This is a genomic window from Pseudomonas sp. RIT778, from assembly GCF_019718735.1.
In the GTDB taxonomy this organism is placed as follows: domain Bacteria; phylum Pseudomonadota; class Gammaproteobacteria; order Pseudomonadales; family Pseudomonadaceae; genus Aquipseudomonas; species Aquipseudomonas aphyarum.
In genome coordinates this window covers 26522-40686 of sequence record NZ_JAIHBA010000019.1, presented here as the reverse complement: position 1 = coordinate 40686, position 14165 = coordinate 26522, and the positions used below count along the sequence as shown (strand labels likewise).

Sequence of the window (14165 nt, the reverse complement as noted above, 5' to 3'; positions counted from 1 at the left end):
AGACCTTAACACAAAGAATTTGCTTTAAGCGCAAGCCAAGAGCACACTCCGCAAAAGCAAAAAATTAGCTTTTGCGGAGTGTGCCCATGACCAGCCTTGCTTCCCACCGTTCCAGCCTGTGGTTTCTGGCGATTACCTTACTGAGTTTTCTTGCCGCTTCCACTGCGCCGACGCCGTTGTACCACCTGTATCAGGATCAGCTGTATTTTTCGGCAGCGGTACTGACCCTGATTTTCGGCGTCTACGCCCTCAGTCTTCTGGCCGCGTTGCTGACGGTCGGTTCGCTGTCGGATCACCTGGGACGCAAACCGGTGATCTTCACCGCCGTGACGCTCAATGCGCTGGCAATGCTGCTGTTTATCTACGCCGACAGCGTGGGCTGGCTGATCAGCGCGCGAGTGCTGCAAGGTTTCGCCACCGGCATGGCCACCGCGGTGTTGAGCGCGACGCTGCTGGACACTGATCGCCAGCAAGGGCCGTTGATCAACAGCGTTGCGCCGTTGCTGGGCATGGCTTTAGGCGGCATGGGCTGCGGCTTGCTGGCCGAGTTCGCCCCGGCGCCGTTGCAGTTGACCTATTGGTTGCTGCTCGCGCTGTTTGTGTTGCAGGGCATTTATGTCTGGCGACTGCCGGAAAGCGTCTCGCCGCAGGCCGGGGCATGGGCCTCGTTGCGGCCGACCCTGCATGTGCCGGTTCAGGCGCGTTCGACGCTGTGGCGAGTGTTGCCGTTGAACACCGCGACCTGGGCGCTCGGCGGTTTCTATGCCTCGCTGGCGCCGTCGCTGGTGCGCACGGCCACCGGTTCCACCTCCAACTTGATCGGCGGCGCCACCGTGGCGGCGCTGACCGTGACCGGTGCATTGATGATCTTCACGTTGCGCAATCGTCCTGCCTCCCGGGCGCTGCAACTCGGGGCGAGCCTGCTGCCGGCCGGTATCGTGTTGATTCTGTTGGGCGTGCACAGTGCCAGTCTGTCGCTGTTCTTCTTTGGCACGCTGGTGGCCGGTTGTGGCTTTGGCTCCGGTTTTCTCGGTGCAGTGCGCAGCCTGGTGCCGCTGGCATTGCCTCATGAGCGCGCCGGATTGATGTCGGCGTTTTATGTGCTGAGTTACCTGGCGTTCTGCCTGCCGGCGTTGCTGGCCGGACATTTCACCCACAGCGTGGGCCTGCTGACCACCACCGATGTGTATGGCGCGGTGCTGATTGTGCTGGCGGTCGGTGCGCTGCTGATGAGTTTCCGGGCGCAAGCGGCCAAGACTTGCAGCGCTCCATAACAACTCTGGATTCGGTTAGCCTTGGCCAGCCCATTCTTCTCACGGATCAACGCATGAAGATTATCCGCAGCAAGACCTTCACCGCCGAGCGCGCCTGGGGCGCGCTCGACATCGCCAACATGAACGGCATCACCACGCGCCTGCACTGGACTGATCAGCCGTACAAATGGCACGTCAATGATGGCGAAGAAGTGTTTGTGGTGCTCGACGGTCAGGTGCTCATGCACTACCGCGAAGAGGGCGAGGAGAAACAAGTCTTGCTCGATGTCGGTGACATCTTCTACGCGTCCATCGGCACTGAACACGTCGCTCATCCGCAGGGCGCGGCGCGGATTCTGGTGATCGAAACCGAAGGCAGTGTTTGACTGCATATCTGCAAAACAGATAACAGTTAGAGATATTACCCGTTATATAGATATTCGATTCGGTTCTACCATGAGCCCAACCTCACCTGAGGACAGGAGTTCATGATGATTTGCCCCAACAGCGCCAAACCCGGCATCAAGCCATTCAGTCAGCTTCAGCACCCGCGTGAAGTGATTCGCCAATTCACCCCGAACTGGTTCGCCGCGACCATGGGCACCGGCGTGCTGGCGTTGGCGCTGGCGCAATTGCCGGTGTCCATTCCCGGCCTGCACGCCGTGGCCGAAGGGCTGTGGCTGTTCAACATTCTGTTGTTCGTGCTGTTTACCGCTGCCTACGCCGCGCGCTGGATTCTGTTCTTCGACGAAGCGCGGCGGATCTTCGGCCACTCCACGGTTTCGATGTTCTTCGGCACCATTCCCATGGGCCTGGCGACCATCATCAATGGCTTTCTGCTGTTCGGTCTGCCGCGTTGGGGCGACGGGGTGATTCAGCTGGCCGAGGTGTTGTGGTGGCTGGACGTGGCGATGTCGCTGGCCTGCGGTGTGTTGATTCCCTACATGATGTTTACCCGTCAGGAACACAGTATCGATCAGATGACCGCCGTCTGGCTGCTGCCGGTGGTGGCCGCGGAAGTGGCGGCGGCCAGCGGTGGACTGCTGGCGCCGCATCTCGCCGATGCGCACTCGCAACTGGTGGTGCTGGTGACCAGCTATGTGCTGTGGGCCTTTTCCCTGCCGGTGGCGTTCAGCATCCTGACCATCCTGTTGTTGCGCATGGCCTTGCACAAACTGCCCCACGAAAACATGGCGGCGTCGAGCTGGCTGGCTCTCGGCCCGATCGGGACGGGAGCCTTGGGCATGTTGCTGCTGGGCGGCGATGCCCCGGCGATCTTCGCGGCCAACGGCTTGCCAGGCATCGGCGAGATGGCTTCGGGGCTGGGGCTGGTCGCCGGGATCACGCTGTGGGGCTTCGGTCTGTGGTGGATGCTGATGGCGCTGCTGATCACCGTGCGTTACCTGCGTGACGGCATCCCGTTCAACCTTGGCTGGTGGGGATTCACCTTCCCGCTGGGCGTTTATTCGCTGGCAACCCTGAAACTGGGCAGCACGTTGCACCTGACGTTCTTCAGTGTGGCCGGTTGTGTACTGGTGACGTTGCTGGCGGTGATGTGGCTGATCGTCGGCAAGCGCACGCTGCAAGGTGCGTGGCGCGGCGAGCTGTTTGTTTCACCGTGCATTGCAGGTTTGAAGAAATAACCTGCAAAGATTAGGTAATGTGTGGCCTGGATCGCGGTTCGAGATTCTTATAAGCGTAGCCAGGCCACTCGCTACCTTCTCTTTCCAAAAACAACAGGGTCACACGGAAGATGAGTCACCCCTCACAGTTCAACCTGCTGCGCACCCGGCGCTTCCTGCCGTTCTTCATCACCCAGTCGCTGGGCGCGTTCAACGACAACGTGTTCAAGCAGTCGCTGATCCTCGCCATTCTCTATCGGCTGACCATCGAAGGTGACCGCTCGATCTGGGTCAACCTGTGTGCGCTGCTGTTTATTCTGCCGTTCTTTCTGTTCTCGGCGCTGGCCGGACAGTTCGGGGAAAAATTCGCCAAGGATGCGTTGATCCGTCTGATCAAACTGGCAGAAATCGCCATCATGGCCGTGGGATCCGTCGGCTTCCTGTTCGATCACCTGTCATTGATGCTGGTGGCGCTGTTCGCCATGGGTACGCACTCGGCGCTGTTCGGGCCGGTGAAATATTCGATCCTGCCGCAGGCATTGCGCGACGATGAGCTGGTCGGCGGCAACGGGCTGGTGGAGATGGGCACGTTCCTGGCGATCCTGGCCGGGACCATCGGCGCCGGTGTGATGATGTCGTCGGCCAATTACGCGCCGGTGGTGTCCGCCGCGATAGTCGGCATCGCCGTGCTGGGTTATCTGGCCAGTCGCAGCATTCCTCGCGCCGCAGCGGCTACTCCGGAAATGCGCCTGAACTGGAACATCTTCAGTCAGTCGTGGGCGACCTTGAAACTCGGCTTGGGGCAGACGCCAGCGGTGTCGCGCTCGATCGTCGGCAACTCGTGGTTCTGGTTCGTCGGGGCGATTTATCTGACGCAGATCCCGGCTTACGCCAAAGAATGGATGCACGGCGACGAAACCGTGGTCACCCTGATTCTTACCGTGTTTTCGGTCGGCATCGCACTGGGTTCGATGTTGTGCGAAAAGCTTTCCGGACGCAAAGTCGAGATCGGCCTGGTGCCGTTCGGCTCGTTCGGTCTGACCGTTTTCGGGCTGTTGCTGTGGTGGCATTCCGGTGGAGTTCCAGAAAGCGCTGTTGGCCATAGCTGGACCGAAGTGCTGAGTTTCGGCCATGCCTGGGCGGTATTGATCGATGTGCTGGGCCTCGGGATCTTCGGCGGTTTCTACATCGTGCCGCTGTACGCATTGATCCAGTCGCGCACCGCCGAGAACGAGCGGGCGCGGGTGATTGCCGCCAACAACATTCTCAACGCGCTGTTCATGGTGATTTCGGCGATTGTCACCATCGTGTTGCTGAGCGTGGTCAAGTTGTCGATTCCTCAGCTGTTCCTGGTGGTGTCGCTGCTGAACATCGGCGTCAACGCCTACATCTTCAAGATCGTCCCCGAGTTCAGCATGCGTTTCATGATCTGGCTGCTCAGCCATTCCATGTACCGCGTCGAGCATCGCAACCTTGAGGCGATTCCCGATGAGGGCGCGGCGTTGCTGGTGTGCAACCACGTGTCGTTCGTCGATGCGTTGCTGATTGGTGGCGCAGTGCGTCGGCCGATTCGTTTTGTCATGTACTACAAGATCTACAACCTGCCGGTGCTGAACTTTATCTTCCGCACGGCGGGGACGATTCCTATCGCCGGACGCCAGGAAGACATTCAGATCTACGAAAAGGCCTTCACCCGGATTGCCCAGTATCTGAAGGACGGTGAGCTGGTGTGCATCTTCCCGGAAGGCAAATTGACTGCCGATGGCGAGATCAACGAGTTCAAGGGCGGGCTGACGCGGATTCTCGAGGAGACGCCAGTACCGGTGATTCCGCTGGCGTTGCAGGGGTTGTGGGGGAGTTTCTTCAGTCGCGATCCCGATAAAGGTTTCTTTCACCGGTTGTGGTCGCGGGTGACGCTTGTGGCGGGTTCGCCGGTCGCCGTTGAAGCGGCGAAGCCTGCGGAGTTGCAGGCGTTGGTCGGGGAGTTGCGCGGGACTGTCAGGTAGTTGGTTGGAAAGCCGCCATCCCTGACGGATGGCGGCAACGGCTCAGGCGCTGACCTTGAGCCCGATCAATCCGGTGACGATCAACGCCACACTGGCCAGGCGAATCAACGCCATCGATTCGCCAAACAGGATGATCCCGGCAATCACCGTGCCCACGGCGCCGACGCCAGTCCAGATCGCGTAAGCCGTGCCAAGCGGCAATTCCTTCATCGCAAGGCCCAGCAGGCCAAGGCTGACCGCCATGGCGGCAACGGTGAGAACGGTCGGAAGCGGACGGGTGAAACCGTCGGTGTACTTCAGGCCGACGGCCCAGCCGACTTCGAACAGGCCGGCGAAAAACAGAATGATCCAGGACATGAAAGACCTCCATCGATTGACGGGGCCGTCCCCAGATTGAAAACTCGATTGAGCCGCAGGGTCGTCCCCGCGTGGCGCACATACTACCTAAAATTGTGCGCCGCGCCTTGATCCGGGATCAGTCGGCCGCCTGTTGCGCCAACGTTTCACGGTCTTCTTTTTCGCTCATCCGCCGGAAGTACGTCGAAAGCAGCGCCCCGGAAATGTTGTGCCACACACTGAACAACGCGCTCGGCACCGCCGCCAGCGGCGAGAAGTGCGCACTGGCCAGCGCAGCCCCCAACCCCGAGTTCTGCATGCCGACTTCCAGCGCCAGGGATTTGCGTTGCGGCAGCGGCAGGCCGAACAGGCGTCCGGTGAAATAACCCAGCAGATAACCGAAGCTGTTGTGCAGCATCACCACGGCCATGATCAGCAGGCCGGATTCGGCGATTTTCGCCTGGCTGGCGGCAACCACGGCGGCAACGATGATCACGATGCTGACCACCGACACCAGCGGCAACACTTCCACCGCGTGGCGGACCTTGTCACCGAGCACACGTTGCGCGACCACGCCGAGGATGATCGGCAGCAGCACCACTTGCAGGATCGACCAGAACAACTCCATGAACGAAACCGGCAACCACGCCGAAGCCAACAGCCAGATCAGCGCGGGGGTCAGCAGCGGGGCGAGGAGGGTGGTGACGGCGGCGATGGCCACCGACAGCGCCAGGTCGCCACGGGCCAGCCAGGTCATGACGTTCGATGAGGTGCCGCTCGGGCAGCAACCGACCAGAATCACGCCGACGGCGATTTCCGGCGGCAGATGAAAGATCTGGCAAAGCAACCACGCCATTCCCGGCATGATCACGAAATGCGCGACCACACCCAGGGCCACACGCCACGGATGGCGGGCGACGGCCGCGAAGTCGTCGAGTTTGAGGGTCAGGCCCATGCCGAACATCACCAGCCCGAGCAGCGGCACGATCGCGCCTTTGAGGCCGAGGAACCAGGCCGGTTGCAGGAACGCGATCACCGCGAAAATCAGAACCCAGTAAGCGAAGGTGTTGCCGACAAAACGACTCAGTGCAGCCAGTGCGCGCATGGCCTGTTCCTTATTATGTGAAAACGCCACCGAAGCGGTGGCGTTTGAAGATAACCCAAAGACTGCGCAGAGGCTTAGATACCCTGCGGAGTCTCTTCGCCGCCCAGTGCTTCAACCAGCGCCGGCAGGAAGTCGCCGAACGTCAGCATCATCAGGGTGAAGCTGGCGTCCAGTTGGCCGAGGGCTTCGTCGCCGCCGTCCTGTTCCGCCTGATCCTGCAGCAGATCTTCGAATTTCAGGCGCTTGACGGTCATCTTGTCGTCGAGCATGAACGACAGTTTGTCCTGCCAGGCCAGCGACAGTTGAGTCACCACCTTGCCGGTGCTCAGGTGCAGCTGGATTTCTTCGCTGGTCAGGTCCTGACGCTTGCAACGCACGATGCCGCCATCTTCGTGGGTGTCGCGCAGCTCGCACTCGTCCAGCACGAAGAAGTCCGGGGCGGCTTGCTGGGTGGTGACCCATTCGGTCATCACGGCAGTCGGCGCGGTTTTCACGGTCAGCGGACGAACCGGCAGGGTGCCGATCACTTCACGCAGGGTGGAGAGCAGGTCTTCGGCGCGTTTCGGGCTGGCCGAGTTGACCAGGATCAGACCCTGTTTCGGCGCGATGGCGGCGAAGGTCGACGAGCGGCGAATAAAGGCGCGCGGCAGGAAAGCCTGGATGATTTCATCCTTGATCTGATCGCGTTCCTTCTTATAGACCTTGCGCATCTGCTCGGCTTCGATCTCTTCGACCTTTTCCTTGACCGCGTCGCGCACGACGCTGCCCGGCAGGATGCGTTCTTCTTTACGGGCGGAGATCAGCAGGAAGTCACCGCTGACGTGCACCAGTGGAGCATCTTCGCCTTTGCCGAACGGCGCGACGAAACCGTAGGTGGTCAACTCCTGGCTTGCACATGGACGCGCCAGTTTGGTGGCCAGTGCAGTTTCCAGCGCCTCGGCATCGACAGGCAGGTCTTGGGTCAGGCGATAGATAAGCAGGTTTTTGAACCACATGGGGTGAGTCTCTCCTTTATACAAAGGGGGGCATTATTGTCTTCGCCGGGTCATAGGCCAACCCTTCTCTAAGCCTTTGGAAGGGCTAAGAAAATTAATTAAAAAAGTGCTTGCCAGAGGTTGGGTCGCTCCGTAGAATGCGCGCCACACCGAAGCGAAGGGTGATTAGCTCAGCTGGGAGAGCGTCTGCCTTACAAGCAGAATGTCGGCGGTTCGATCCCGTCATCACCCACCATTCGTTTCAAGTGTTTAGCGCAGCGGTAGTTCAGTCGGTTAGAATACCGGCCTGTCACGCCGGGGGTCGCGGGTTCGAGTCCCGTCCGCTGCGCCATATTCGGTAACCTGGACCACTGAACGCCAGGTCACCACGGAAAAACCCGCCAAGGCGGGTTTTTTTCTGCCTCGAGTTGTACATGCGGGATGTGTCGTTTCACCGGTTTTCGGATTTATTTGAAAAAAACTTCAATTAAATCAACACATTACGAAAATCTGTGGCATAATGCGCCCCGTAACGAAGCGAAGGGTGATTAGCTCAGCTGGGAGAGCGTCTGCCTTACAAGCAGAATGTCGGCGGTTCGATCCCGTCATCACCCACCATTCGTTTCAAGCGTTTCGCGCAGCGGTAGTTCAGTCGGTTAGAATACCGGCCTGTCACGCCGGGGGTCGCGGGTTCGAGTCCCGTCCGCTGCGCCATATTCGGTAATCTGGAACACTGAACGCCAGATCACCACAGAAAGCCCGCCTGGTGCGGGCTTTTTGCTGTCCGGGATTTGGCTTTTGCCGGGCCTGAACATGAGAAAGCGACCTTTAACGGTCGCTTTTTTCGTTTCTGGCGCTGCTATTGCGCCGAGTTGCGACTGTGGCGGTAATCGCTGACCGCTTCATACACCGCTTTGCGCAAGCGGTTGATCCCGCCAATCGGGCGATGAGCGTCGATGCCGAACCAGGGATTGAACGACAGGTTGTCGCATTGCAGGTTCAGCGCCGGGGTGTCGAAGTCCTGCGGGGGCAGGGTGATCCTCGCCACTGTCTGGAATGGGCTGTCCTGTTCGCGCCATTCGATGCTGGTGTCTTCAATCGGCATGTACTTGTTCGCGTCCTGTCGCTGGATCTGCAACACGAAACACGCCGGAATCCGGTCAGTCGACAGCTGTTGATTCAGCGCGCTGCGCAGGAAGTTCGGCAGATCCTGGTTCTGTTTCGGCAAGGTGTAAGCGGGGCAGCGCTCCGGATCCGGCATTACCCGGAACTTGGCATTGGCCTTGCCGAACTTGTAGGGCGATACCGAGAAGTATGTCGTGCGGGTCGGGCTTTCTGGCGGTGGCGATAGGGTCGCCAGTGCAATGAACAGATGCCGGATCTGCCAGCTGCGCGGATCCCACCCCGGAAAAAACGCCATGACCTTCTTGCCGTCAGCCTGCGCCGCCACATTCTGACGATACTCGGCGACATCGCTGACAAAGAAGTTCGGGTGACTGAACATCACGAAATCCTGCTCGTGCAGCCCCTGACGATCACCCAGCAACTGCTTGCCCGGCACATCGAGCAATTTGAGCGCCATGCCTCGGGCATCTCGGATGCTGTCGAATTGCGGATAGGCGTTGCCGTTGGACAGGCGCATCGTCGCTTTCCAGAGCTTGCCCGGTTCGCTGAAGACGCCCTGGCGCAATTCCTGAGCCAGATCCGGCAACACCTGCACGTCGGCCTTCACGCAGCCATGGGCCTTGGCATGGGCATCGCGCAGGTAGCGGGTGCTTTCGCGGTGCTGATCGATGATGCGCACCGCGGTCTGAATCACGTCCTGGGTCATGGCGGCTTCGCCATCTGGTATCTGTTCCAGTACCGACACCGGGCCACGGTGCTGCCAGGCGAACCACGCGGTGGTCAGGGCCCAGCCGATCAGACCGATCACCAGCAGGATCAGCAGGGTTTTGCCCAGTAACCGTCCCAGCCAGAGCCAGAAACGCGCCAGCATCGAAGGTCTTTTGAAGGAATTGAAGATCATGGCAGTTGCGCCTCCAGCGGGCCGCCCAGCACTTTCAGGTATTCCAGCAGCGCCCAGCGCTCTTCTGGCTGCAGCAGTCGGCCAATGACGCCGTTGCCGCGCTCGCCGGCGCGGAATTCGTGGCCGCTGTTGTGGTTGCCGGTGATGCGGGTGTCGAACAGGAAACCGTTGGTGAAGGCTTCGGTGCGGTAGCCCAGATGGCGCGGGTCGTATTCGAAGGTGCCTTTATAGAAGGTGGTGGCGCGCTCGTCCTGAGGCGACAGCAACTGATAAAGGCTCGGCACCGAGCCGTTGTGCAGGAACGGGGCCGTGGCCCATACGCCGGCAAGCGGACGCGCCTTGTAGGCGACTTTTTCGCGAACGCCAATCGGCAGACCGAAGCCGTCGAGCTGTGGTTTCTCGGCAGCGGTGACGCCCGCTTCACGGTACGCACGGTTTTCCACGAAGGCGGTGACGTAAGCCAGTCCCTTGGCCACTGACAGCTGGCTGAGGTCCAGCGGTTCCTTGGGTTTGGGGTGCAACTTCACGTCCATCTGTTCGAGTTCCGCCGGGTTCCATTGCAGGGCGGTCAGGTCGAAACGGTGATTGGCAATGTTGTTGGCGGCGTTCGGGTCGGTGCCGATGACGTCCACCGGGAGCATGTGCAGATGTTGCACCCGGCGCTCGCCTTCCTGGGTCTGACGCGGGACGTGGCATCCGGCGCAATTCTCGGCGAACAGGGCTCGCCCCTTGGCTGCCAAGGGTTTGTCGACGACGCCGAGCACCTCTTCAGGCCAGGCCGGTGGTCGCAGTCTTTGCAGGGTTTCTTCGATCTTGTGCAGATCACGCACACGTACGCTGGAGGCATAGCGCTCATCGCCCTGCAGCGGCTGGCCGTTGGCGTCGAAAAAATTCAGGGTGGCACCGACGCCCAGCGCCTCGCCGATATTGCGCGCCATCGGTTGTTGCGCCGAACCGTTCCACTGCACCCAGTCAAAGGTCCACATGTCCCACAGTTGCGGGTAATCCACCGGGGCGTTGGCCACGCGGTAATTGCTCGGGGAGATCGCATCGCCGAAGGTCGCGTTGGCGATACGCCCGAACGCATCGGTGCGGCCGGGGCCTTCTTCGGTGGGGTAGAGGCCACGATGGGTGTCGTTCCAGGCCACTTTGATGAAGGTGTTCAATGAGCGTTTGAAGTCTTTGCGCAGTTGTTCGTGGCGGGCGTCATAGTCGTTGCCCAGCACCTGGCGAGCGAAGCGCTCGAATTTCCACGGGTTGTAGTAAGTCGAGGTGAGACTGGCGACCAATGCCTGTCCGAAACTGCCACCGCGCAATGTAGGAACGCTGGAAGGCAACACATGCTGGGCCGAGCCACCGTCGATGCGTATTGCCTGGCCATTGAAGTGCAGTTCACCGGTGTGGCAGGCCGCGCAAGTGATGTCGAGATATTGCTCGGAGCTGCCGGGATTCTGATGCCGGGCGAAACCTACCGGCAGATTGCCCGGGTTGTCCGGCGTGGCTTTCTGTTGCGGATCGATCAGAAATCCGAAGCGCGCGAGGTATTCCGGGGAGGCAAAACGTTGCTGCGAGAACGGCAGCTCCAGCGCCTGAAACCATTCGTAACGAAGGCCTTTGACCTGCGTCCCCTGCGGAGTGAAGTAGTAGATCTGGCGCTCTTGCTCAGTCCACTGGTTCAGGTAATGCACCTGTTTTGCGGGTGCGGGGAAGGGCAATCTCGGATTGGCGACATAGTAAAGAACCACCGCCAGAACCAGTCCCAGCAGCACCACGATCAGCGTCAGCACACGGTATAAGAGGCGCAAGATGAACATCCTTGTCGAGTTGTTGCGCTGTTATGCCTGAGCCGAGTCCTGTGCGGCAAGTGGCCATTACGCCAAGTGTTGTGGGAAGCGGCATCAATCGCTGTCGGCGAAAGATGACAGAAGCTTCATCGTGCCTTTCGCCAAATGCTTTTTAATCCCTGAACTTATCGGAAGATTCCTGCTCTCATGCCGGTAGCCATTGGTCGTGGCGGCCTGATAAGCTCGCGGCTTTACTCGATTGCCCTTTCGGCGCATGAACAAGGAAATAGCATGAAACAGCATCGGTTGGCGGCGGCGGTTGCCCTGGTTAGCCTGGTACTCGCGGGTTGTGATTCGCAGACCAGCGTAGAGCTGAAAACCCCGGCGCAAAAAGCTTCCTACGGTATCGGCCTGAACATGGGCAAGAGCCTTGCTCAGGAAGGCATGGATGATCTGGACTCCAAAGCGGTAGCCCAGGGCATCGAAGATGCCGTCGGCAAGAAAGAACAGAAGCTGAAAGATGAAGAACTGGTCGAAGCTTTCGCCGCGCTGCAAAAGCGTGCCGAAGAGCGCATGGCCAAGATGAGCGAAGAGTCGGCAGCCGCCGGCAAGAAATTCCTCGAAGAAAACGGCAAGAAAGCTGGCGTGACCACCACCGCTTCCGGTCTGCAGTACGAAGTGGTCAAGAAAGCCGACGGCCCACAGCCTAAGCCTACCGACGTCGTGACCGTTCACTACACCGGCAAGCTGACCAACGGCACCGTATTCGACAGCTCCGTCGAGCGCGGCAGCCCGATCGATCTGCCGGTCAGCGGTGTGATCCCGGGTTGGGTCGAAGGCCTGCAACTGATGCACGTTGGCGAGAAGTACAAGCTGTACATCCCTAGCGATCTGGCTTACGGCGCACAATCGCCAAGCCCGGCAATCCCGGCCAACTCGGTTCTGGTTTTCGACCTGGAACTGCTGGCCATCAAGGATCCAGCCAAAGAAGACGCCGCCGCCAAGTAATCTGCGCCGGTCTCAACAACAACGCCTCGCTTATGCGGGGCGTTGTTGCATCTGGACGATGGTCAGCGTAAACAGACCGAACCGATGCCGGTCATGGCAGTCCTAGACTTTAAGGTTGCCCGCGCTAGACGCCCGGAGCCGCCAAGTCAATGAAATATTGGGTTTTTTTATGTGAGTAAAAAACGCCCGATCTGAGCGCAGCCCTTATGAAACGGGGCTCTCAGCGCTGAAATGCAGCTCTGTTCACAAGGTTATCCACAATTTGTGTGGATAACATTTCAACGGGAGAAATAAATGAAAGCGCCGTGGAATTTCGCCCGATTCCTGCCTTTGGCCGGACGCTTGCTGGCTCGAGGCCGCTTGCCGACCTTGTTGTTCGCCGTGGCCAGCAAAGGCGCCGCCCAAGGCAATCGCCTCGGCAAACTGAAGGACGATTTGCGTCTGTTGCAGGCACTGTGTCTGGCGTACTGGCGCGGCGAGTACCGTGCGATCAGCGCCAAGGCGATCGTTTCGGTGGTGGCCGGTCTGATGTACTTCCTCAGTCCGGTGGATGCGATCCCGGATTTCATTCCCATGTTCGGCATGCTCGATGACATCGCCGTCCTCGCCTGGCTGATGAAAACCCTCGACGATGAACTGAATGCCTTCCGCCTGTGGCGCCAGCGCCAGGCGCCGGAAAAGCTCAGAGTGGTCGAGCGTTTGCCCGATACGCCCGAGCAACTTCAGCTTCAGGGGCCGAAAAAGTCCTGAATCGCGACAGCCTCGTACACAGATAGATACCCCCCACGACCTTGGCCGCTGTTAGGATTACACTTCTAGGGAAAAGTGCCGACTCGCTAAGTGTTGTTGTCCTACGGGGTAGTCATGGATATTCAGATAATTGCACGCGATGGCGAACCCGAATATGCGGTTCTGCCATGGGCTCAGTATCAGGCTCTACTGAAAGCAGCAGGCATTAACGAAGCACCGTCGCAACCGGCTCCAGCGCCGCTTGCGGCCACCCCGGACCCGATTCTTCCAGGTCTGGATCAGTTACGCAGTTTGCGCGAAGGGAAGGGCATCGCCATCGAGGCGCTGGCCCGCACGGTAGGCATCAGCCCGTCTTACCTGGCCATGATTGAAAGTGGCGAGCGTCTGCCCGACGCCGCGATTCGCCGCAGCCTGGCCTGGGAGTTGACGGTGCCAGGGTGGAGGGAACAATCGTGAGCGTACGCATCAGTCGTCAACATTGGGACGGATTGCTGGGGGAGCTGGATCAGGCGCGCAGGCAGCGCCATCTTTTGACTTATCGAGCCTTGCTTGAACGCCTGCAACTGCCCACGCCGGCCATGCAGACATTGACCGCTGCACTGGAGCATCTCGCAGCACTGGACGCGAAAGCCGAACAACCGTTGCGCAGCTCGCTGGTGATCAGCCAGGGTGCAAGCCGCCTGCCACGCACCGGTTTCTTTGAATGTGTCGAGCGTCTAGGGCGCTTTTCCGGGCCGTCCGACGGTGTTGCCGCCGCCTCCTGGCATGCCTCGGAAGTGGTGCGGGTCTTTGAGTACGAGTACCCGGAATCGGCGGAGGCCTGAGTGTTTTTACGACTCAAGGCGCGGGCAAGTTACTGGCTGGCCCGTAGGCTGTTTCACTGGTCGTGGTTTGTCCGTCAGCCCCGCGGCTGGCGCTGGCTCGAAGGGCAGTTTGCGCGCATGGCCAATCTGGGCGATGTCGGCGCGCAAAGTTTTTACGGGCACATCCTGACGTTTCGCGGGGTTGGTTTGGGCGCACGTGAAGAAGGTGTGCGGTTATTGCGACTGGCGGCGCTGGCCGGGGATGGCAAGGCGGCGTATCAAGTCGGTGTCATCAGTCTTGCAGGTACACCGAGCAAAGCGCCAGATCCTTCGGAAGCCGCTCGCTGGTGGACCATGGCCGCGAAGGCCGGGCATCCGTTGGCGGAGCTCAAGTTGAAAGAGTTGGCCGGCCGGGACGCCTCTCAATAAGCAAATCATCTGTTCCGTGAACGGGGCGTGAGGGACACCTCCCGCCCCGTTTTTGCGTCTGCAGTTCGA

General features: G+C 59.9%; 14 protein-coding genes and 4 tRNA genes. 13 read left to right on the top strand and 5 right to left on the bottom strand.

Annotated features, from left to right (window positions below; all coding sequences use genetic code 11):
- Nucleotides 1-86 precede the first annotated feature (86 nt).
- The 4 genes from K5E37_RS14270 to K5E37_RS14255 all read left to right on the top strand — a co-directional run bounded on the left by K5E37_RS14270 (nt 87) and on the right by K5E37_RS14255 (nt 4881).
- A complete protein-coding gene (locus K5E37_RS14270; RefSeq protein ID WP_221534172.1) occupies nt 87-1274 on the top strand; it encodes an MFS transporter in 1188 nt (395 codons plus the stop codon).
- Nucleotides 1275-1327: 53 nt separating this feature from the next.
- A complete protein-coding gene (locus K5E37_RS14265) occupies nt 1328-1639 on the top strand; it encodes a cupin domain-containing protein (protein ID WP_115077071.1) in 312 nt (103 codons plus the stop codon).
- Nucleotides 1640-1744: 105 nt separating this feature from the next.
- A complete protein-coding gene (locus K5E37_RS14260; RefSeq protein ID WP_221534170.1) occupies nt 1745-2896 on the top strand; it encodes a TDT family transporter in 1152 nt (383 codons plus the stop codon).
- 110 nt (nt 2897-3006) lie between these two features.
- Nucleotides 3007-4881: an MFS transporter gene (locus K5E37_RS14255; protein WP_221534168.1), complete on the top strand. Its 1875-nt coding sequence runs from the start codon at nt 3007-3009 to the stop codon at nt 4879-4881.
- A 42-nt stretch (nt 4882-4923) separates the two neighbouring features.
- Here the strand turns inward: K5E37_RS14255 and sugE are convergent, their stop codons facing one another.
- From sugE to rdgC, 3 genes are all read right to left on the bottom strand, one after another.
- On the bottom strand, nt 4924-5238 hold the full coding sequence (gene sugE / locus K5E37_RS14250) for a quaternary ammonium compound efflux SMR transporter SugE (RefSeq protein ID WP_039769847.1): 315 nt from the start codon (nt 5236-5238) through the stop codon (nt 4924-4926).
- A 118-nt stretch (nt 5239-5356) separates the two neighbouring features.
- Nucleotides 5357-6322: a bile acid:sodium symporter family protein gene (locus tag K5E37_RS14245; RefSeq protein WP_085608827.1), complete on the bottom strand. Its 966-nt coding sequence runs from the start codon at nt 6320-6322 to the stop codon at nt 5357-5359.
- Between the two features lie 74 nt (nt 6323-6396).
- On the bottom strand, nt 6397-7317 hold the full coding sequence (gene rdgC / locus K5E37_RS14240; RefSeq protein ID WP_007950430.1) for a recombination-associated protein RdgC: 921 nt from the start codon (nt 7315-7317) through the stop codon (nt 6397-6399).
- Nucleotides 7318-7476: 159 nt separating this feature from the next.
- On the opposite strand from rdgC, the gene K5E37_RS14235 reads away from it, so the two are divergent.
- The 4 genes from K5E37_RS14235 to K5E37_RS14220 all read left to right on the top strand — a co-directional run bounded on the left by K5E37_RS14235 (nt 7477) and on the right by K5E37_RS14220 (nt 8010).
- Nucleotides 7477-7552: transfer RNA gene (locus K5E37_RS14235), tRNA-Val, on the top strand.
- Between the two features lie 19 nt (nt 7553-7571).
- Nucleotides 7572-7648: transfer RNA gene (locus K5E37_RS14230), tRNA-Asp, on the top strand.
- 190 nt (nt 7649-7838) lie between these two features.
- Nucleotides 7839-7914, top strand: a tRNA-Val gene (locus K5E37_RS14225).
- A 19-nt stretch (nt 7915-7933) separates the two neighbouring features.
- A tRNA-Asp gene (locus tag K5E37_RS14220) sits at nt 7934-8010 on the top strand.
- 145 nt (nt 8011-8155) lie between these two features.
- Here the strand turns inward: K5E37_RS14220 and K5E37_RS14215 are convergent.
- Complete coding sequence (locus K5E37_RS14215) at nt 8156-9292, bottom strand: catalase family protein (RefSeq protein WP_221534232.1); 1137 nt, start codon at nt 9290-9292, stop codon at nt 8156-8158.
- 26 nt (nt 9293-9318) lie between these two features.
- Nucleotides 9319-11127 carry a di-heme-cytochrome C peroxidase gene (locus K5E37_RS14210; protein WP_221534165.1) on the bottom strand — a complete coding sequence of 603 codons (1809 nt, stop codon included), beginning with the start codon at nt 11125-11127 and terminating at the stop codon, nt 9319-9321.
- 270 nt (nt 11128-11397) lie between these two features.
- On the opposite strand from K5E37_RS14210, the gene K5E37_RS14205 reads away from it, so the two are divergent.
- From K5E37_RS14205 to K5E37_RS14185, 5 genes are all read left to right on the top strand, one after another.
- Nucleotides 11398-12114, top strand: a complete 717-nt coding sequence (locus K5E37_RS14205) for an FKBP-type peptidyl-prolyl cis-trans isomerase (RefSeq protein ID WP_007950433.1) — start codon at nt 11398-11400, stop codon at nt 12112-12114.
- 294 nt (nt 12115-12408) lie between these two features.
- Nucleotides 12409-12864 (top strand): YkvA family protein, encoded by a 456-nt coding sequence (locus K5E37_RS14200; protein ID WP_007950434.1) that lies wholly within the window; start codon nt 12409-12411, stop codon nt 12862-12864.
- 114 nt (nt 12865-12978) lie between these two features.
- Nucleotides 12979-13320: a helix-turn-helix transcriptional regulator gene (locus K5E37_RS14195; protein WP_007950435.1), complete on the top strand. Its 342-nt coding sequence runs from the start codon at nt 12979-12981 to the stop codon at nt 13318-13320.
- A complete protein-coding gene (locus K5E37_RS14190) occupies nt 13317-13688 on the top strand; it encodes a hypothetical protein (protein ID WP_003223109.1) in 372 nt (123 codons plus the stop codon). Before K5E37_RS14195 ends, K5E37_RS14190 begins: the two co-directional genes overlap by 4 nt.
- Nucleotides 13689-14096, top strand: coding sequence for an SEL1-like repeat protein (locus K5E37_RS14185; RefSeq protein WP_085608825.1), 408 nt, complete (start codon nt 13689-13691; stop codon nt 14094-14096).
- The last annotated feature ends 69 nt before the right edge of the window (nt 14097-14165 follow it).

What these genes read in the sequence shown, in the direction of transcription:
- K5E37_RS14270 (WP_221534172.1), top strand. Translation starts at nt 87, where the DNA reads ATGACCAGCCTTGCTTCCCACCGTTCCAGCCTGTGGTTTCTGGCGATT.
- K5E37_RS14265 (WP_115077071.1), top strand. Translation starts at nt 1,328, where the DNA reads ATGAAGATTATCCGCAGCAAGACCTTCACCGCCGAGCGCGCCTGGGGC.
- K5E37_RS14260 (WP_221534170.1), top strand. Translation starts at nt 1,745, where the DNA reads ATGATTTGCCCCAACAGCGCCAAACCCGGCATCAAGCCATTCAGTCAG.
- K5E37_RS14255 (WP_221534168.1), top strand. Translation starts at nt 3,007, where the DNA reads ATGAGTCACCCCTCACAGTTCAACCTGCTGCGCACCCGGCGCTTCCTG.
- sugE (WP_039769847.1), bottom strand. Translation starts at nt 5,238, where the DNA reads ATGTCCTGGATCATTCTGTTTTTCGCCGGCCTGTTCGAAGTCGGCTGG.
- K5E37_RS14245 (WP_085608827.1), bottom strand. Translation starts at nt 6,322, where the DNA reads ATGCGCGCACTGGCTGCACTGAGTCGTTTTGTCGGCAACACCTTCGCT.
- rdgC (WP_007950430.1), bottom strand. Translation starts at nt 7,317, where the DNA reads ATGTGGTTCAAAAACCTGCTTATCTATCGCCTGACCCAAGACCTGCCT.
- K5E37_RS14215 (WP_221534232.1), bottom strand. Translation starts at nt 9,292, where the DNA reads ATGCTGGCGCGTTTCTGGCTCTGGCTGGGACGGTTACTGGGCAAAACC.
- K5E37_RS14205 (WP_007950433.1), top strand. Translation starts at nt 11,398, where the DNA reads ATGAAACAGCATCGGTTGGCGGCGGCGGTTGCCCTGGTTAGCCTGGTA.
- K5E37_RS14200 (WP_007950434.1), top strand. Translation starts at nt 12,409, where the DNA reads ATGAAAGCGCCGTGGAATTTCGCCCGATTCCTGCCTTTGGCCGGACGC.
- K5E37_RS14195 (WP_007950435.1), top strand. Translation starts at nt 12,979, where the DNA reads ATGGATATTCAGATAATTGCACGCGATGGCGAACCCGAATATGCGGTT.